Source organism: Streptomyces sp. NPDC052064, from assembly GCF_055585925.1.
The window spans coordinates 700,152-717,083 of the sequence record NZ_JBVJJE010000003.1; the positions used below are offsets into that span (position 1 = coordinate 700,152).

A 16,932-nucleotide genomic window follows, 5' to 3' on the forward strand; every position below is an offset into this window, starting at 1 on the left:
CGGGCCGCCTTCACACGAGCTCTACTTGGTCACCGCGTCCAGCGCGTCCGCGATGCCCCAGCCGTAGAAGCCGTTGCGGTTCTTCGAGCCCTCGCACACCGCGTCGATCTTGCCGTCGGCGTCGATGTCGTACGGGTCCGTGCACGGCGTGGCGTCGGCCTGCGCGTACAGGAGGGCCTTCACCAGGGCCGGAGAGGCGTACGGGTGCGTCGACTTGATGAGGGCGGCGACGCCCGCGACGTGCGGGGACGCCATCGACGTACCGGCCATGTAACCCCACTTGCCGCCCGGCAGCGTGCCCAGGATCAGGCCGCTCGTGGCCGGCGGTTCCGGCTTCTGGTAGGCCGTCGAGTCGCCGCCGGGGGCGGCTATGTCGGCGACGCCGAGACCGTAGTTGGAGAAGGACGACTTGATGCCCTTTGCCCCCGTCGAGGCGACGGTGACGACGCCCGGCAGCTGGGTCGGGATGTCGAGGCACTCGGACGGGTCGACGACCCGCCCGCCCGGCGTGGAGTCGTTCGGGGACGACGGGTCGGTGATCTCGTCGGCCGCGAGGTCGTAGTTCTCGTTGCCGGCCGCCGCGACGTTGACCGCGCCCTTCTTCTCCGCGTACCGCGAGGCCCTGCTGACCGCGTCCAGCAGCGCCTTCTGGTCCGGGTCGTTCTTGCAGTTGAAGTACCAGGGGTCGGTGTAATAGCTGTTGTTGGTGACGTCGACCCCGTGCTCGGCCGCCCACACGAAGCCGCACACCACGGCCTCCGTGTAGAAGAAGCCGTCCGGGTTGGACACCTTGATGCCGGAGACCTTCACCCCGGGCGCGACACCGGTCATGCCGACGCCGTTCTTCGCGGCGGCGATCTCACCCGCCACGTGCGTCCCGTGCGGGCTCTCCGCGGCGCCCGGCCGCCAGGCTCCGTCGGAGGTGTCCGGCTTGCCCGACACGCAGTTGACCGACGCGCCGCGGTCGAAGTTGGGCGCGATGTCGGGGTGGGTGTCGTCGACGCCGGTGTCGATCACGGCGACCGTGACCTTCTTGCTGCCCAGCGACTTCTCGTGCGCCTTGTCCGCCTTGATGGCGGGCAGATCCCACTGCTGCGGCTCCAGCGGGTCCTGTCCGGGGGCCGCCTCGGCCCTGGCGACCTCGGCCGCGCTCAGCGCCTTCGGAGTGCCCAGGTCGGTCGTCGACGCCGACGACAGCGGCTTGGTGCGGGTGGCACCGGCCGACTGCACCCCGCGCACCTTGCGGATGCTCTTGGCGAATTCGGGGTTCGAGGAGTGGACGACGATGACGCCGATCTGGTCGTACGACGTCACGATCGTGCCGCCGGCCTTGCCGACGGCCTTCTTCACGTACGCCGAAGTGCCATGGCCCGGCTTGATGTTGACGACGTAGCTGAGCGAGGTCGCGTCGGCCGAGACCGCCGCGGGCGCCTCGTCGGCGGCCGTGGCCGTGGTGTTCGGCAGGAACGCGAGGGCCGTGGCCATGGCCATCCCGGCCGGGATCGCGACGGCGCGGCGGTAGCGCGCGTGCGGCGCTGTCATGGTGTCTCCAGTTCGTTCGCGGTACGGGCGGACTGTGCGGGAGGTCTGGGAGGCGCGCGTCACTTGACAGCGCGCAGCGCGTTGACGATGCCGTACCCGTAGAAGCCGTTGACGCTCTTGCCGCCCTCGCACACCGCATCCTGCGTGCCGTCACCGTCCTGGTCGTACGACTCGGGGCAGGCGGTCCGGTCGGCCTGCGCCTTCAGCAGGGCCTGGAGCTGGGCCGGGGACGCCCAGGGGTGCTTGGACTTCAGCAGCGCGGCCACACCGGACGCGTGCGGGGAGGCCATCGAGGTGCCCTGGAGGAAACCGTACGCGCCGTTCGGCAGGGTGGACAGGATGCGGCCGTCCTTGGAGGGCGTGTCGGGTATCTGGTAGCGCCGGTCACCGCCCGGCGCCGCGACGTCGACGACGTCCTTGCCGTACGTCGAGAAGTACGACTTCTCGTTGTCGACGCCTGTCGAGCTCACCGTGACGACGCCCGGCAGCTGGGTCGGTATGTCGAAGCACTCGTGCGGGTCGATGGTGCGCTCGACGGGCGTGGTGTCGTTCGGGCTGGAGTCGTCGACGATCGCGTCCGCGTCCAGGTCGTGGTTGGAGTTGCCCGCCGCGGCGACGTTGAGCGTGCCCTTCTTCTGCGCGTACAGCTGCGCCCTGTTGACCGCGTCGACGATGGCTCGCTGGTCCGGATCGTCCATGCAGTTGTACAGCCACGGGTCGACGTAGTAGCTGTTGTTCGTGATCTCGACGCCGTGGTCCGCGGCGAACACGAACGCGCAGACGACGCTCTCCGGGTAGAAGAGGCCGCTCGCCCGGTCGGTCACGTTGATGCTGGAGACCTTCACACCGGGTGCGACGCCCGCCACGCCGATTCCATTGCGCGCGGCGGCGATCTCACCGGCCACGTGCGTGCCGTGGTAGTCCTCCGGGGTGTACGGCCGCCAGGCGCCCTCGCTGGTGTCGGGCTTGCCGCCGGCGCAGTTCGCGGACTGGGAGGCCGAGAAGTTCGGGGCGATGTCGGGGTGGGTGTCGTCCACTCCGGTGTCGATCACGGCGACGGTCACCTTGCGGCTGCCCGGGTTGATCTCCGCGGCCTTGTCGGCGCCGATCGCGCGCAGATCCCACTGGTCGGCCTCGAGGGGCTCACTCTCGGGCGTCTTCGCCGAGGCGGCCTCGGTGCGCTTGGCCTGGGCGGCCGTCAGGTACTCGGCCGCGCCCTCTTCCTTGGTCCCCGCGGCGGTCAGCGCCGCCGTCCTCGTCGCACCCGCCGACTGGACCCCGCGCACCGTGCGGACGGTCTTGGCGAAGTCGGGGTTCGACGAGTGGACGACGATCACGCCGATCCGCTCGTACGTGGCCACGACCGTGCCGCCGGCCGCGCCGATCGCCTTCTTCACCGACGCGATCGTGCGACGGTCCACCTTGGTGTTGACGACGTACGCCAGCTTCGGCGCGTCCGCCGTCTGCGCGGCCGACTCGGCACGCGGGGCCGCCGACGCGGCAGCGGGCAGGAAGCCCAGCGAGGCCGTCAGGGACAGCACGACGGGCACGGCGAGGGCGAGCCGGCGTCTGGAACGCAGATGAGACATGGGGTCTCCACATCCTCCGGAAACGAAACCGGCCCGAGGCACAGGTGGTGCTCGGGCAGGTACATGACGAGATGGTCAGGGCGAAGCTATCCCGCGCTCTCGCTGGCCAGCAACGTTTTGCCGAAACGACTTCGGAAAGAACGCCGGGCGGTTGAACCGGTTCTCGCGTGCCGCCGTGACGTTGGACAAGGAGCGCGAGGACACTCGCCTCCGTCCCCGTTCAAAACCGCTTCCGTCATCGCGAGGAGACGCTCCGTGGCCACCGACGCACCGCCCCCCTCGAAAGAGCAACACAAACTCCCCTCACCCGAGGAGTTCACCGAGGTGCAGGAGAGCGCGGAGTTCGGTGAACTGCGCCGCTCCTACCGCTCCTTCGCCTTCCCGCTGACCATCGCCTTCATCGTCTGGTACCTGCTGTACGTCCTGCTGTCCAACTACGCGGGCGACTTCATGGGCACCAAACTGTTCGGCAACATCAACGTCGCCCTCATCCTCGGCGTCGCACAGTTCGTCACCACGTTCCTCATCGCCTGGTGGTACTCGCGGCACGCCGCCGCGAAGCTCGACCCCAAGGCCGAGGCCATCAAGTCCCGGATGGAGGGCGGCGCATGAGCCCCGTACAGCAGACCGTTATCGCCGCGAACGAGGCCAGCGAGCACCGCCCGCTGATCATCACCCTGTTCGCGCTGTTCGTCCTGGCCACCCTCGGCATCACCATCTGGGCGGGCCGCCAGACCAAGGACGCCGCCGACTTCTACGCGGGCGGCCGCCAGTTCAGCGCCTTCCAGAACGGCCTCGCGGTCTCCGGCGACTACATGTCGGCCGCGTCGTTCCTCGGCATCGCGGGCGCGATCGCCATCTTCGGCTACGACGGCTTCCTGTACTCCATCGGCTTCCTGGTCGCCTGGCTGGTCGCCCTGCTCCTGGTGGCCGAGCCGCTGCGCAACTCCGGCCGCTACACCATGGGTGACGTGCTCGCGTACCGCATGCGCCAGCGCCCGGTCCGCACCGCCGCCGGTACCTCCACGATCGTCGTGTCGATCTTCTACCTGCTCGCCCAGATGGCCGGCGCCGGCGTCCTCGTCTCGCTGCTGCTCGGCATCACCTCCGACGCCGGCAAGATCCTCATCGTCGCCCTCGTCGGCCTCCTGATGATCGTCTACGTCTCCATCGGCGGTATGAAGGGCACCACCTGGGTCCAGATGGTCAAGGCCGTGCTGCTCATCGGCGGCACCATCCTGATCACCTTCCTGGTGCTGCTGAAGTTCAACTTCAACATCTCCGACCTGCTCGGCACGGCCGCCGAGAACAGCGGCAAGGGCGCCGCCTTCCTGGAGCCCGGTCTCCAGTACGGCGCGACCGGCACCTCCAAGCTGGACTTCATCTCCCTGGGCATCGCCCTGGTGCTCGGCACCGCCGGCCTGCCGCACATCCTGATCCGCTTCTACACGGTGCCCGACGCCAAGGCCGCACGTAAGTCCGTGAACTGGGCGATCGGCATCATCGGCGGTTTCTACCTGATGACCATCGCGCTCGGCTTCGGCGCCGCCGCGCTCATCTCGCAGGAAGAGATCATCGCGTCCAACCCGTCCGGCAACACGGCGGCACCCCTGCTCGCCCTGCACCTCGGCGGCGTCGACTCCACCTGGGGCGCGATCCTGCTCGCCACGATCTCGGCGGTGGCCTTCGCGACGATCCTCGCCGTCGTCGCCGGCCTCACCCTCGCCTCGTCGTCGTCCTTCGCGCACGACATCTACGCCAACGTCATCCGCAAGGGGAAGGCCTCCGGCGCCGAGGAGGTCCGCGCGGCCCGCTGGGCGACCGTCTTCATCGGTGTCGTCTCCATCGGCCTGGGCGCCCTGGCCCGCGACCTGAACGTGGCCGGCCTGGTCGCGCTCGCCTTCGCGGTCGCGGCCTCCGCCAACCTGCCGACGATCCTCTACAGCCTGTTCTGGAAGCGGTTCACCACCCAGGGCGCCCTGTGGTCGATCTACGGCGGTCTGATCGTCGCCGTCGGCCTGGTGCTGTTCTCGCCCGTCGTCTCCGGCGACCCCAAGGCGATGTTCCCCGAGGTCGACTTCGCCTGGTTCCCGCTGAAGAACCCGGGCATCATCTCCATTCCGTTCGGCTTCCTCATGGGCTGGCTCGGCACGGTCCTGTCCAAGGAAGAGCCGGACGTCAAGAAGTACGCCGAGCTGGAGGTCCGGTCCCTGACCGGCACCGGCGCCCACTGAGCACGAACCCCCTCACGCGGCCGCGTCGTAGGAACCTCCAGGTCCCTGCGGCGCGGCCGCGTCCCGCGTCGTGGGATCGGGTCTGTGGTGATGTCAGTGGTGTCACGTAGGCTCGCAGGTGCCGGAGAAACAGGGCTCCGGGCACGATCCGCGTCGAGGGAGGGGGCCCACGTGCTCATCGACACCTACGGCCGAGTGGCCACCGACCTGAGGGTCTCGCTGACCGACCGGTGCAACCTGCGCTGTACGTACTGCATGCCCGAGGAGGGCTTGCAGTGGCTGGCCAAGCCGGACCTGCTCACGGACGACGAGATCGTCCGCCTGATCGACATCGCGGTCACGTCCCTCGGCATCGAGGAGGTCCGCTTCACCGGCGGCGAGCCCCTGCTGCGCCCCGGCCTGGTCGGCATCGTCGAGCGCGTCGCGGCCCTCGAACCGCGCCCCCAGATGTCGCTCACGACCAACGGCATCGGCCTCAAGCGCACGGCGGCGGCCCTGAAGACGGCAGGCCTGGACCGGGTCAACGTCTCCCTCGACACGCTCCGCCCGGACGTCTTCAAGACCCTCACCCGCCGCGACCGCCACAAGGACGTCATCGAGGGCCTGCACGCCGCGCGCGACGCGGGCCTCACCCCGGTCAAGGTCAACTCGGTCCTGATGCCCGGGCTCAACGACGACGAGGCCCCCGACCTCCTCGCCTGGGCCGTGGAGCACGACTACGAGCTGCGCTTCATCGAGCAGATGCCCCTGGACGCCCAGCACGGCTGGAAGCGCGACGGCATGATCACGGCAGGCGACATCCTGACCTCCCTGCGCACGCGCTTCGAGCTGACCGCCGAGGGCGACGAGGCGCGCGGCTCGGCACCGGCGGAGCGCTGGCTGGTCGACGGCGGCCCGCATGTCGTCGGCGTGATCGCCTCGGTCACCCGCCCCTTCTGCGCGGCCTGCGACCGCACCCGCCTCACGGCCGACGGCCAGATACGCACCTGCCTCTTCGCCCAGGAGGAAACCGACCTCCGCGCCGCACTCCGCTCGGGCGCCCCGGACGAGGAGATCGCCCGCGTCTGGCGCCTGGCCATGTGGGGCAAGAAGGCGGGAGCGGGCCTGGACGACCCGACGTTCGTCCAGCCGGACCGGCCGATGTCGGCGATCGGTGGCTAGGGGTTCTGCGAGGAGTCCCATTCCTTCAGCAGGACCACGTCCTTCAGGAAGCCCCGCACCCCGAGGAACTGCGACAGATGCTCGCGATGCTCCTCGCACGCGAGCCATGTCTTGCGCCGCTCCGGCGTATGGATCTTCGGGTTGTTCCACGCCAGCACCCACACGGCATCCGCACGGCAGCCCTTCGCGGAACAGATGGGCGTCTCGTCACTCACAGCTTCGTCTCACCACTGCACACAGAAAAGGCGACGCCGAGCAGCCACGGGGGGAGCTGCCCGGCGTCGGTCCGTCGCTCCGACGGGGGATGCGGAGCGCGTACGAAGTATGTCACGGGTAACCCCGAGCCCGGCACCTGAACAACATGATTGATCTGAGCTTTTCTTGAGCTTGGCGGGAAGATGACTTCCGTTTGTGGTCGCCCCCGAGCGCCCCTACCGCTCCTGCGACTCGGTCCGCGCGCCCGGCACCGTCCCGGACACGGCATCTTCCTCGGCGGATTCCGCGGGACCGTCCTGCGTCCCCGACGGCGCGATCATCGGCCGCACCGGCGGCACGACGAACGTCGACGGCAGAGACGGCGCGTTCTCACGCCCGGCGTTGGCGATCACCACCGCGATGTACGGCAGCACCAGCCCGAGCACCAACGCCACGATGGCGACGTGCCGTTCGACGTTCCACAGCGTGGCCGCGAGGATCACGGAGATCGTGCGGACCGTCATCGAGATCACGTACCGGCGCTGACGCCCGCGGACGTCGTCCTGAAGTCCGGCTCGGGCGCCGGTGATCCGGAAAACCTGGACGTGTCCGCCGCCATGCTGCTTCCGCATCGCATTCCACCATCCGCCCGTATCGGTCGCCCCGCCCCGTAGCCGTCCTCGGCCGGTCGGGGAGCCTGGCCGGGACAGCTCCCACGTTACGCCGCGCCTGCGTCGGCTACGAGAGCGGGGCCGGTCCGGCACGGGCTGACAGCCTGAGCCGTGCCGCGTACAGCCATCCCCGGCATGCGGCGTAGGGCACCTGGGCCGACACTGGGCGTAGTGCTCACGTCGAGCCGTACGAGGAGGCAGCGATGGGCTGGTTGTGGGCGATCATCGTGGGACTGGTACTCGGCCTGCTCGCCAAGGCGATCATTCCGGGCAAGCAGCACGTTCCCCTGTGGCTGACCGTCATTCTGGGCATGCTCGGCGCCATCGGCGGCAACGCCGTCGCCCGGGCGGCCGGTGTGGACGCCACCTCGGGCATCGACTGGTGGCGGCACGTGTTCCAGCTGGGGGCCGCGATCATCCTCGTCGCCATCGGCGACAGGGCGTACACGGCGGTCCGGGGCAACAAACGAAGGGCATAACGGGGCGCACGGCGAAGGGGGCGGCCTCCGTCACGGAGACCGCCCCCCTCGCTCGCACACTCAGGCGCCGGTGACGTCCACCGCCGCCAGGTTCTTCTTGCCCCGGCGCAGTACCAGCCAGCGGCCGTGCAGCAGGTCCCCCTTGGCGGGGACCGCGTCCTCGCCGGCGACCTTGACGTTGTTCACGTAGGCGCCGCCCTCCTTGACCGTGCGGCGCGCGGCCGACTTGCTGGCCACCAGGCCGACCTCGGCGAACAGGTCGACGACCGGACCGAGCTCGGCGACCTGGATGTGCGGGACCTCCGACAGGGCCGCGGCCAGTGTCCGCTCGTCGAGATCCGCCAGCTCGCCCTGCCCGAAGAGGGCCTTGGACGCGGCGATCACGGCGGCCGTCTGGTCGGCGCCGTGCACCAGCGTCGTCAGCTCCTCGGCCAGCGCCCGCTGCGCGGCCCGGGCCTGCGGGCGCTCCTCGGTCTGCTTCTCCAACTCCTCCAGCTCCTCGCGGGAACGGAAGGACAGGATGCGCATGTACTTCGAGATGTCCCGGTCGTCCACGTTCAGCCAGAACTGGTAGAACGCGTACGGCGTCGTCATCTCCGGGTCGAGCCAGACGGCTCCGCCCTCGGTCTTGCCGAACTTGGTGCCGTCCGCCTTGGTCATCAGCGGCGTCGCCATGGCGTGCACCGTGGCGTCCGGCTCCAGCCGGTGGATCAGGTCCAGGCCCGCCGTGAGGTTGCCCCACTGGTCGCTGCCGCCCTGCTGGAGCGTGCAGCCGTAGCGCCGGTACAGCTGGAGGAAGTCCATGCCCTGGAGGAGCTGGTAGCTGAACTCCGTGTAGCTGATGCCCTCGGAGGACTCCAGGCGCCGGGCGACGGAGTCCTTGGTCAGCATCTTGTTGACGCGGAAGTGCTTGCCGATGTCCCGCAGGAACTCGATCGCGGAGAGGTTCTCCGTCCAGTCGAGGTTGTTGACCATGACGGCCGCGTTGTCGCCCTCGAAGTCCAGGAACGGCTCGATCTGCGAGCGCAGCCTGCCGACCCAGCCGGCGACCGTCTCCGGATCGTTCAGCGTGCGCTCCGCGGTCGGACGCGGGTCGCCGATCAGACCCGTGGCACCGCCGACCAGCGCCAGCGGCCGGTGACCGGCCTGCTGGAGCCGGCGCACGGTCAGCACCTGCACCAGGTGCCCCACGTGCAAGGACGGCGCCGTCGGGTCGAAGCCGCAATAGAACGTGACGGGACCGTCCGCGAGCGCCTTGCGCAAAGCGTCCTCGTCAGTGGACAGGGCGAACAGCCCGCGCCACTTCAGCTCGTCGACGATGTCCGTCACGGTTCTCGTGTCTCCTTGATGATCTTCGGGCAGTCGGGTGACAGCCGACTACGAGGTTATACGCCCTGACTGACAGAGCTCATATTGAAATCCGGGACGCGCAGCGCGGGCATCGCGGCCCTGGTGAACCAGTCGCTCCACTCTCTGGGCAGCGTCCTCTCGGTGCGCCCGGCCTCCGTGGCCCGGCCGAGGACGCCGACCGGCGACTCGTTGAACCGGAAGTTGTTGACCTCGCCCGTGACCTCGCCGTTCTCGACCAGGTAGACGCCGTCCCGGGTCAGGCCGGTGAGCAACAGCGTCGCCGGATCGACCTCCCGGATGTACCACAGGCAGGTCAGCAGCAGGCAGGGCCCACGATGGTCCGTGTTCGCGACCATCTCTTCCAGGGAGCGGTCCTCGCCCCCGTCCAGGACGATGTTGTCGATGCCAGGCGCCACGGGCAGCCCGGTCAGCCCGGCACTGTGGCGGCTGGTCGTCAGGTGCCGCAGCTCGCCCCGGCTCATCCAGTCGGTGGGCGCGAGCGGAAGCCCGTTGTCGAACACCGACTGGTCGCCCCCGGAGGAGTGCGCGATCACGAAGGGCGCCGACTCCAGGCCGGGCTCGTTCGGGTCGCTGCGCAGCGTCAGCGGCAGGTCGGTCAGCTTCTCGCCGACCCGGGTACCGCCGCCCGGCTTGGAGAACACCGTGCGGCCCTCCACCGCGTCCCGGCCCGACGCCGACCACATCTGGTAGATCAGCAGGTCCGCGACGGCCGTCGGCGGCAGCAGCGTCTCGTACCGGCCCGCGGGCAGTTCCACGCGCCGCTCGGCCCACCCGAGGCGCACCGCCAGCTCCGCGTCCAGCGCCGCCGGGTCGACGTCCTTGAAGTCCCGCGTGGAGCGACCGGCCCAGGCGGACCGGGTCCGGTCCGGCGACTTGGCGTTCAGCTCCAGCGTCCCGTTCGGCTGGTCGTGCCGCAGCCGCAGCCCCGTGGACGTCCCCACGTAGGTCGACACCAGTTCGTGATTGGCGAAGCCGTACAACTCCCGGCCGCCCGCACGCGCGCGTGCGAAGGCCTCGCCGAGTGCCGGCGCGAAGTCGGCGAACACGGCGGAGGAGGTCTCGGCGGGCGCCTCCGTGAATTCCGGCGCCTGCGCGACGCCCGTGACCAGCGGCTGCGCGTCCTCGGCGGGCCCGGCGCCGCGCGCGGCGGCCTCGGCGGCCCGCACCAGCGGCTCCAGCTCGTCGGCCGTCACGGCGGACCGTGACACGACCCCCGAGGCCGTGCCCTCCTTGCCGTCGACCGTCGCGATGACGGTGAGCGTGCGTCCGCGCGTGACACCGTTCGTGGTCAGCGCATTGCCCGCCCAGCGCAGGTTGGCGGTGGACTGCTCGTCGGCGATGACGACACAGCCGTCCGCCCGGGACAGTTCGAGGGCGCGCTCGACGACCTCGTGCGGCTTGCTCGTGCGCGCGCTCATCGACCGGCCTCCTGGGTCGTGTTGAGGATGTTGACGCCCTTGAAGAGGGCCGACGGACAGCCGTGCGACACGGCCGCGACCTGGCCCGGCTGGGCCTTGCCGCAGTTGAAGGCGCCGCCCAGGACATAGGTCTGCGGACCGCCGACGGCGGCCATCGAGCCCCAGAAGTCGGTGGTCGTCGCCTGGTAGGCCACGTCCCGCAGCTGCCCGGCGAGCCGCCCGTTCTCGATCCGGTAGAAGCGCTGCCCGGTGAACTGGAAGTTGTACCTCTGCATGTCGATCGACCAGGACCGGTCGCCGACGACGTAGATGCCCCGCTCCACGCCCCCGATCAGGTCCTCGGTGGCCATCCCGGCCGGGTCCGGCCGCAACGACACGTTGGCCATGCGCTGCACCGGCACGTGCCCGGGGGAGTCGGCGTAGGCGCATCCGTTGGACCGCTCGAAGCCGGTCAGCCTCGCGATCCGCCGGTCCAGCTGGTAGCCGACGAGCGTGCCGTCCTTCACCAGGTCCCAGGACTGCGCCTCGACGCCCTCGTCGTCGTACCCGATGGTGGCGAGCCCGTGCTCGGCGGTGCGGTCGCCGGTGACGTTCATCAGCTCCGAGCCGTAGCGCAGCTTGTTCAGCTGGTCGAAGGTGGCGAAGGAGGTGCCGGCGTAGGCGGCCTCGTAACCGAGCGCCCGGTCCAGCTCGGTGGCGTGCCCGATGGACTCGTGGATGGTCAGCCACAGGTTGGACGGGTCGACGACCAGGTCGTACAGGCCCGCCTCGACGCTCGGCGCGCGCATCTTCTCGGCGAGCAGTTCGGGGATCTGCTCCAGCTCGCTCTCCCAGTCCCAGCCGGTGCCCCGCAGGTACTCCCAGCCGCGACCCACCGGCGGCGCGAGGGTGCGCATCGAGTCGAACTCGCCGCTCGACTCGTCCACCGACACGGCGTTGAACACCGGGTGCAGCCGCACTCGCTGCTGTGTGGTCACGGTCCCGGCGGTGTCGGCGTAGAACTTGTTCTCGTGGACGGTGAGCAGCGAGGCGTCGACATGGTCGACCCCGTCGGACGCCAGCAGCCGCGCGCTCCAGTCCGCGATCAGCCCGGCTTTCTCCTCGTCGGGCACGGTGAACGGATCGATCTCGTACGACGAGATCCACGTCTTCTCGGCGTGCACGGGCTCGTCGGCCAGCTCGACGCTCCCCCACTGCCCGAAAGGCGTGGGAGGTGCCACCACGTCCGACCCGGCTGCCTTGATCACCTGGGCGGACAGCCTGGCCATCGCCACCGCCTGCCCTGCGACCTTGGCGGCGGCGTCCAGGCTGAGGTCGACACCGGACGCGAAACCCCACGTCCCGCCGTGCACGACGCGTACCGCGTACCCGAGGTCGGTGGTGTCCGAGGACCCGGCGGGCTTGGCGTCCCGGAACCGCCAGGAGGCGCCTCGCACCCGCTCGAACCGGAAGTCCGCGTGCTCGGCGCCCAGCGCACGCGCGCGTGCGAGGGCCGCGTCGGCGAGGGCGCGTAGGGGGAGGGCCGTGAAGGCCTCGTCGATGGTATGAGGCACCGCCGTCTCTTTCTGTCGAGGTGACCGTGGTTGCCGTACGTCGTGACTGCTCCGATCATGTCGTCTCATCCCGCGCGCGGGCCACGAGTTTCCCGACCCGGGCGCGCGGCTTTCTGTAGGGACCCGACAGTGAGTCCCGTTCGCCACTGTCGGTGCCCGATTGTCCGCGGGCGTGTCCGGACCGATAGGTTTTCGGGGAAGCCGCCTGTCATCGCCGCCTGTCGTCCAGGCGCCCCGGGCGGGGTATCAGACCGCTATCGAAAGGGTGATCCGTTGAGCCGCTCGGTTCTCGTCACCGGAGGCAACCGGGGCATCGGCCTCGCCATCGCCCGCGCTTTCGCCGATGCCGGCGACAAGGTCGCCATCACGTACCGCTCGGGCGAGCCCCCGTCGGGCTTCCTCGCTGTCAAGTGCGACATCACCGACACCGAGCAGGTGGAGCAGGCCTACAAGGAGATCGAGGAGGCCCACGGCCCCGTCGAGGTCCTCGTCGCCAACGCCGGCGTCACCAAGGACCAGCTCCTGATGCGCATGTCCGAGGACGACTTCACGTCCGTCCTCGACACCAACCTCACCGGCACCTTCCGTGTGGTCAAGCGCGCCAACCGCGGCATGCTGCGCGCCAAGAAGGGCCGCGTCGTCCTGATCTCGTCGGTCGTCGGGCTGCTCGGCTCCGCGGGGCAGGCCAACTACGCCGCCTCCAAGGCCGGCCTCGTCGGCTTCGCGCGCTCCCTCGCCCGTGAGCTGGGCTCGCGCAACATCACCTTCAACGTCGTCGCGCCCGGCTTCGTCGACACCGACATGACCAAGGTGCTCACCGACGAGCAGCGCGCCGGCATCGTGTCGCAGGTGCCGCTCGGCCGGTACGCGCAGCCGGAGGAGATCGCCGCGGCGGTGCGGTTCCTCGCCTCGGACGACGCCTCGTACATCACTGGAGCCGTCATCCCCGTTGACGGCGGACTGGGAATGGGTCACTGATCACCATGAGCGGAATTCTCGAGGGCAAGCGCGTCCTGATCACCGGTGTGCTGACGGAGGCCTCCATCGCCTTCCACGCCGCCAAGCTGGCCCAGGAGCAGGGCGCCGAGGTCATCCTCACGGCGTTCCCGCGGCCCACGCTGACCGAGCGCATCGCCAAGAAGCTCCCCAAGCCCACCAAGGTCATCGAGCTCGATGTGACCAACGACGAGCACCTCGGGCGCCTGGCCGACATCGTCGGCGAGGAGCTCGGCGGCCTCGACGGCGTCGTGCACTCCATCGGCTTCGCCCCGCAGGACGCCCTCGGCGGCAACTTCCTCAACACGCCGTTCGAGTCGGTCGCCACCGCCATGCACGTCTCGGCGTACTCCCTGAAGTCGCTCACCATGGCCTGCCTGCCGCTGATGCAGAACGGCGGCTCCGTCGTCGGCCTCACCTTCGACGCGCAGTTCGCCTGGCCGCAGTACGACTGGATGGGCCCGGCCAAGGCCGCCCTGGAGGCCACCAGCCGCTACATGGCCCGTGACCTGGGCAAGCAGAACATCCGCTGCAACCTGGTCTCGGCCGGACCGCTCGGCTCCATGGCCGCCAAGTCCATCCCGGGCTTCGGCGAGCTGGCGTCCGTGTGGGACTCCCGCTCCCCGCTGGAGTGGGACCTGAAGGACCCCGAGCCGGCCGGGCGCGGCATCGTCGCGCTGCTGAGCGACTGGTTCCCGAAGACCACCGGCGAGATCATCCACGTGGACGGCGGTCTGCACGCCATCGGAGCCTGATCTCCCGTACGGAGCCTGATCTCCCGTACGGAGCCTGATCCCCCGTACGTCGTCGGCGCCCCGTTTCCCGCAGCGCGCGGGGAAGCGGGGCGTCACCCGTTCGGCTCATCCGGCCGGGCGGGAGAGGCTCACAACCGGGCACCCTGGAGTACGCGTTCACCACGCGGTCCCCTCCCCAGCACGGCCGAGGAGGTCCCCTTGTGCGCTTGTCCCGCCGAACGGCCTCACTGTCCCTCGCCGTCGCTCTCGTGATGACGCTGGCGTACGAGGCGGTGCCCCACGCGCGCGTGCCCGCCGACGAGCAGGAACCGGCGGAGCCGTTCGGCGCCGCGTGCCGGACCCGCGTCACCGGCTCCCGGGTGACCGTGTACTGCCACAACCCCTACCCGGAGGCCGACCGCGTGAGCCTGCACGTCGAGTGCGCCCGCTGGTGGGACATCGACACCGACAGCTCACCGGTGGAGGCCGGGCCCGCACAGACCGTGCGGCTGACCGGACGCTGCTGGAAGGAAGTCGGCAAGGTGTGGATCAGTCACCGGCGGGGCTGATCCCGCCCAGGCGGCACAGGAACGGATAGCGGGCGGCCTCCGCCGCCGCCTGCGCCGCGTCCCCCGCGCGGATCGCGTCGAGCAGCCGTCCGTGCTCCATGTACGTCTCCGGCGTCAGCTCCTCGCCGACATCCTCGCGCAGCCAGTCCCGCAGCACCTCGCCCAGGTCCGCGTACATGGCGGTCATCACGTCGTTGTGGGAGGCGGACACCACGGCCAGGTGGAAGGTCGCGTCCGCGGTCACGAACGCCTCCGCGTCACCCGACTCCCAGGCCTCCTCACGCCGCAGCAGCAGCGCGTCCAGCTGCTTGAGGTCCTTCTCCGTACGCCGCTCCGCGGCCAGTCTGGCCGCGGCCGACTCCAGTGTGGAACGCAGCTCGGCGATGTGCCGGGGGTCGGCACCGGCGAACCGCCGCTGCATCACCCCCGCCAGCTCACTCGTCGCCACGACGTACGTGCCGGAGCCCTGGCGGATGTCCAGCAGGCCGTTGTGCGCGAGGGCGCGAACGGCCTCGCGGACCGTGTTGCGGGCGACACCCAGTTGCTCGACCAGTTCGGGCTCGGTCGGGATGCGGGAGCCGACCGGCCACTCGCCGGAGGTGATCTGGGCCCGCAGGGCGGCGATGACCTGCTCGGAGAGCGCCGAACGTCGGGGATGGCTCAGGGGCATGGCACACCTTCGCACGACCGTGGCGCCGGAGGGCAGCCGGGAACGAGACGGACTGGACAGTCAATCATCCCATGATTCTATGATGGGCCTCATGGCTAGCGAGGAAACCCGGACGATGACGCCCCCGACCGTACGCAGCTCGGCCGCGCACGAGGCCCGGGAACCCGGCGATACGTCCACGCGAGCGTGGACGACGCGGTTGCTCGTCCTCGGCATCGTGCTGTCCGCGCTGAACCTCCGCCCCGCGATCACCAGCCTCGGCGCCCTCCTGGAGGAGGTCCGCGACGGGCTCGGCATGAGCGGCAGCGTGGCCGGGCTGCTCACCTCCGTGCCGCCGCTGTGCTTCGCCGTCTTCGGCGTCATGGCCCCGCGGCTCGCCCGCCGCTTCGGAGCCGGCGCCGTGGTCTGCGCCGGCATGGCGGCCATCGCCACCGGCCTGGCGGTCCGGCCGTACGCCGGCGGCACGGCCGGCTTCCTGGCCGCGAGCGCCCTCGCCCTCATGGGCATCGCGGTCAGCAACGTCCTGATGCCGGTCATCGTCAAGCACTGGTTCCCCGACCGGGTCGGCTCCATGACCGGTCTGTACTCCATGGCGCTCGCCCTGGGCACGGCCCTCGCGGCCGCGGTCACGGTGCCCCTGACCGACGCCCTGGGCGGCAGCTGGCAGTCGGGCCTGGCCCTGTGGGCGGGGTTGGCCGTGGCGGCGGTCCTGCCGTGGCTGTCTTTCGTCCGGGGGCGTGCGCCGGGTGTGGCGGCGTCCGGGCCGGGGGAGCGGGCCGGAGTCGCGTCCGGGCCGGGGGAGCGGAGCCGGGGCACGGAGACCGGGCCGGGGGAGCGGAGCCGGGGCACGGAGACCGGGTCGGGGGAGAGGGCCGTGGGCCCGGAGACCGACGGCGACCGGCCGGAGCGGGACCGGGAGACGCCGGCCTCGGCTCCCACCGGATCCGCCGCCGGGGAGGCTCCGCGGCTGCGGATCACCCGGAGCCGTACCGCCTGGGCCCTGGCCGTCTTCTTCGGGCTCCAGGCCACCGCCGCGTACATCACCATGGGCTGGATGGCGCAGATCTTCCGGGACGCCGGTGTGCCCGCGGGCACCGCGGGGCTTCTGCTGGCGGTCACCATGGTGATGGGCGTGCCCCTGGCCTTCGTCATACCGCGCCTGGCCACGCGGCTGCCGCACCAGGGCCCGATCGTGCTCGCCCTGGGCGTCTGCGGCCTCGCCGGCTACGCCGGGCTGTACCTCGCGCCGGCCGCCGGCGCCTGGGCCTGGGCCCTGCTGCTCGGCGTCGCCAACTGTGCCTTCCCGCTCGCCCTCACCATGGTCGGCATGCGGGCCAGGACCGGCCCGGGCGTGGCCCAGCTGTCGGCGTTCGCGCAGAGCACCGGCTATCTGATCTCCATCCCGGGGCCGCTCCTGGTGGGCGTCCTCTACCAGCACAGCGGCGGCTGGGGCCTGCCGATCGCGCTGATGAGCGCCCTGATGATCCCGCAGATGGCGGTCGGATTCCTGGCGGGCCGGGACCGCACGGTGGAGGACGAGGCGGCCCGCTGAACCCCGCCTCGGGGACTTGGGGTCACCCCCGGGCGTCCGGCGGCCGGGGCGGGTGCGAGACTTGCCCCATGCCAGTGCTCGACCCGAATCCCCAGCACGGTCAGAAGAAGATGCTGCTCGTGTTCGGCGCCTTCTTCGCGATCTTCGTCATCATCGGCATCATCGCGACCATCGCCTCGCCATGACCGGCCCTCGCCC

17 protein-coding genes are annotated in these 16,932 nt (G+C 70.4%); 9 read left to right on the forward strand and 8 right to left on the reverse strand.

The window, feature by feature from the left end; translation table 11 throughout:
• Positions 1–21 precede the first annotated feature (21 nt).
• Both ACZ6TU_RS11075 and ACZ6TU_RS11080 read right to left on the reverse strand, forming a co-directional pair.
• Positions 22–1,542 carry a S8 family peptidase gene (locus ACZ6TU_RS11075; protein ID WP_467673621.1) on the reverse strand — a complete coding sequence of 507 codons (1,521 nt, stop codon included), beginning with the start codon at positions 1,540–1,542 and terminating at the stop codon, positions 22–24.
• Positions 1,543–1,601: 59 nt separating this feature from the next.
• Positions 1,602–3,131 carry a S8 family peptidase gene (locus ACZ6TU_RS11080; protein ID WP_469547819.1) on the reverse strand — a complete coding sequence of 510 codons (1,530 nt, stop codon included), beginning with the start codon at positions 3,129–3,131 and terminating at the stop codon, positions 1,602–1,604.
• A gap of 255 nt (positions 3,132–3,386) precedes the next feature.
• Here ACZ6TU_RS11080 and ACZ6TU_RS11085 point away from each other — a divergent pair, with 255 nt between their 5' ends.
• From ACZ6TU_RS11085 to moaA, 3 genes are all read left to right on the forward strand, one after another.
• Positions 3,387–3,743, forward strand: coding sequence for a DUF485 domain-containing protein (locus ACZ6TU_RS11085; protein ID WP_467673617.1), 357 nt, complete (start codon positions 3,387–3,389; stop codon positions 3,741–3,743).
• Positions 3,740–5,365, forward strand: a complete 1,626-nt coding sequence (locus ACZ6TU_RS11090) for a solute symporter family protein (RefSeq protein ID WP_467673615.1) — start codon at positions 3,740–3,742, stop codon at positions 5,363–5,365. Before ACZ6TU_RS11085 ends, ACZ6TU_RS11090 begins: the two co-directional genes overlap by 4 nt.
• 171 nt (positions 5,366–5,536) lie before the next feature.
• Positions 5,537–6,526 carry a GTP 3',8-cyclase MoaA gene (gene moaA / locus ACZ6TU_RS11095; protein ID WP_467673613.1) on the forward strand — a complete coding sequence of 330 codons (990 nt, stop codon included), beginning with the start codon at positions 5,537–5,539 and terminating at the stop codon, positions 6,524–6,526.
• On the opposite strand, the gene ACZ6TU_RS11100 is transcribed toward moaA, so the two are convergent.
• Complete coding sequence (locus ACZ6TU_RS11100; protein ID WP_467673611.1) at positions 6,523–6,741, reverse strand: hypothetical protein; 219 nt, start codon at positions 6,739–6,741, stop codon at positions 6,523–6,525. The two genes, moaA and ACZ6TU_RS11100, sit on opposite strands and share 4 nt — an antisense overlap.
• 216 nt (positions 6,742–6,957) lie before the next feature.
• On the reverse strand, positions 6,958–7,353 hold the full coding sequence (locus tag ACZ6TU_RS11105) for a DUF3099 domain-containing protein (RefSeq protein WP_467673610.1): 396 nt from the start codon (positions 7,351–7,353) through the stop codon (positions 6,958–6,960).
• 242 nt (positions 7,354–7,595) lie between these two features.
• On the opposite strand from ACZ6TU_RS11105, the gene ACZ6TU_RS11110 reads away from it, so the two are divergent.
• Complete coding sequence (locus ACZ6TU_RS11110; protein WP_467673608.1) at positions 7,596–7,871, forward strand: GlsB/YeaQ/YmgE family stress response membrane protein; 276 nt, start codon at positions 7,596–7,598, stop codon at positions 7,869–7,871.
• 60 nt (positions 7,872–7,931) lie between these two features.
• Here the strand turns inward: ACZ6TU_RS11110 and tyrS are convergent, their stop codons facing one another.
• From tyrS to ACZ6TU_RS11125, 3 genes are read right to left on the reverse strand one after another with little or no spacing between them, the layout of a single operon-like run.
• The gene (gene tyrS / locus ACZ6TU_RS11115) at positions 7,932–9,200 is read right to left on the reverse strand and encodes a tyrosine--tRNA ligase (RefSeq protein WP_469547824.1); all 1,269 of its coding nucleotides are present in this window, start codon (positions 9,198–9,200) and stop codon (positions 7,932–7,934) included.
• A 56-nt stretch (positions 9,201–9,256) separates the two neighbouring features.
• Positions 9,257–10,660: a metallopeptidase TldD-related protein gene (locus ACZ6TU_RS11120; protein WP_467673604.1), complete on the reverse strand. Its 1,404-nt coding sequence runs from the start codon at positions 10,658–10,660 to the stop codon at positions 9,257–9,259.
• Positions 10,657–12,213 carry a TldD/PmbA family protein gene (locus ACZ6TU_RS11125; protein ID WP_467673602.1) on the reverse strand — a complete coding sequence of 519 codons (1,557 nt, stop codon included), beginning with the start codon at positions 12,211–12,213 and terminating at the stop codon, positions 10,657–10,659. Before ACZ6TU_RS11125 ends, ACZ6TU_RS11120 begins: the two co-directional genes overlap by 4 nt.
• 273 nt (positions 12,214–12,486) lie before the next feature.
• Here ACZ6TU_RS11125 and fabG point away from each other — a divergent pair, with 273 nt between their 5' ends.
• From fabG to ACZ6TU_RS11140, 3 genes are all read left to right on the forward strand, one after another.
• Complete coding sequence (fabG, locus tag ACZ6TU_RS11130) at positions 12,487–13,191, forward strand: 3-oxoacyl-[acyl-carrier-protein] reductase (protein ID WP_467673600.1); 705 nt, start codon at positions 12,487–12,489, stop codon at positions 13,189–13,191.
• Between the two features lie 5 nt (positions 13,192–13,196).
• Entirely contained in the window at positions 13,197–13,964 is a 768-nt protein-coding gene (gene fabI, locus ACZ6TU_RS11135) for an enoyl-ACP reductase FabI (RefSeq protein WP_467673598.1), read from the forward strand.
• 200 nt (positions 13,965–14,164) lie between these two features.
• Positions 14,165–14,512, forward strand: a complete 348-nt coding sequence (locus ACZ6TU_RS11140) for a hypothetical protein (RefSeq protein WP_467673596.1) — start codon at positions 14,165–14,167, stop codon at positions 14,510–14,512.
• Here the strand turns inward: ACZ6TU_RS11140 and ACZ6TU_RS11145 are convergent.
• Complete coding sequence (locus ACZ6TU_RS11145) at positions 14,493–15,182, reverse strand: FadR/GntR family transcriptional regulator (RefSeq protein ID WP_467673594.1); 690 nt, start codon at positions 15,180–15,182, stop codon at positions 14,493–14,495. The genes ACZ6TU_RS11140 and ACZ6TU_RS11145 overlap by 20 nt on opposite strands.
• Before the next feature lie 91 nt (positions 15,183–15,273).
• Between ACZ6TU_RS11145 and ACZ6TU_RS11150 the strand changes: the two genes are divergently transcribed.
• Together ACZ6TU_RS11150 and ACZ6TU_RS11155 are read left to right on the forward strand one after the other, a co-directional pair.
• A complete protein-coding gene (locus tag ACZ6TU_RS11150) occupies positions 15,274–16,734 on the forward strand; it encodes an MFS transporter (protein WP_467673592.1) in 1,461 nt (486 codons plus the stop codon).
• A 68-nt stretch (positions 16,735–16,802) separates the two neighbouring features.
• Entirely contained in the window at positions 16,803–16,919 is a 117-nt protein-coding gene (locus tag ACZ6TU_RS11155) for an SGM_5486 family transporter-associated protein (RefSeq protein WP_467673590.1), read from the forward strand.
• The last annotated feature ends 13 nt before the right edge of the window (positions 16,920–16,932 follow it).

What these genes read in the sequence shown, in the direction of transcription:
- ACZ6TU_RS11110 (WP_467673608.1), top strand. Translation starts at nt 7,596, where the DNA reads ATGGGCTGGTTGTGGGCGATCATCGTGGGACTGGTACTCGGCCTGCTC.
- ACZ6TU_RS11150 (WP_467673592.1), top strand. Translation starts at nt 15,274, where the DNA reads ATGGCTAGCGAGGAAACCCGGACGATGACGCCCCCGACCGTACGCAGC.
- ACZ6TU_RS11105 (WP_467673610.1), bottom strand. Translation starts at nt 7,353, where the DNA reads ATGCGGAAGCAGCATGGCGGCGGACACGTCCAGGTTTTCCGGATCACC.
- ACZ6TU_RS11090 (WP_467673615.1), top strand. Translation starts at nt 3,740, where the DNA reads ATGAGCCCCGTACAGCAGACCGTTATCGCCGCGAACGAGGCCAGCGAG.
- ACZ6TU_RS11145 (WP_467673594.1), bottom strand. Translation starts at nt 15,182, where the DNA reads ATGCCCCTGAGCCATCCCCGACGTTCGGCGCTCTCCGAGCAGGTCATC.
- fabI (WP_467673598.1), top strand. Translation starts at nt 13,197, where the DNA reads ATGAGCGGAATTCTCGAGGGCAAGCGCGTCCTGATCACCGGTGTGCTG.
- ACZ6TU_RS11120 (WP_467673604.1), bottom strand. Translation starts at nt 10,660, where the DNA reads ATGAGCGCGCGCACGAGCAAGCCGCACGAGGTCGTCGAGCGCGCCCTC.
- ACZ6TU_RS11155 (WP_467673590.1), top strand. Translation starts at nt 16,803, where the DNA reads ATGCCAGTGCTCGACCCGAATCCCCAGCACGGTCAGAAGAAGATGCTG.
- ACZ6TU_RS11080 (WP_469547819.1), bottom strand. Translation starts at nt 3,131, where the DNA reads ATGTCTCATCTGCGTTCCAGACGCCGGCTCGCCCTCGCCGTGCCCGTC.
- ACZ6TU_RS11075 (WP_467673621.1), bottom strand. Translation starts at nt 1,542, where the DNA reads ATGACAGCGCCGCACGCGCGCTACCGCCGCGCCGTCGCGATCCCGGCC.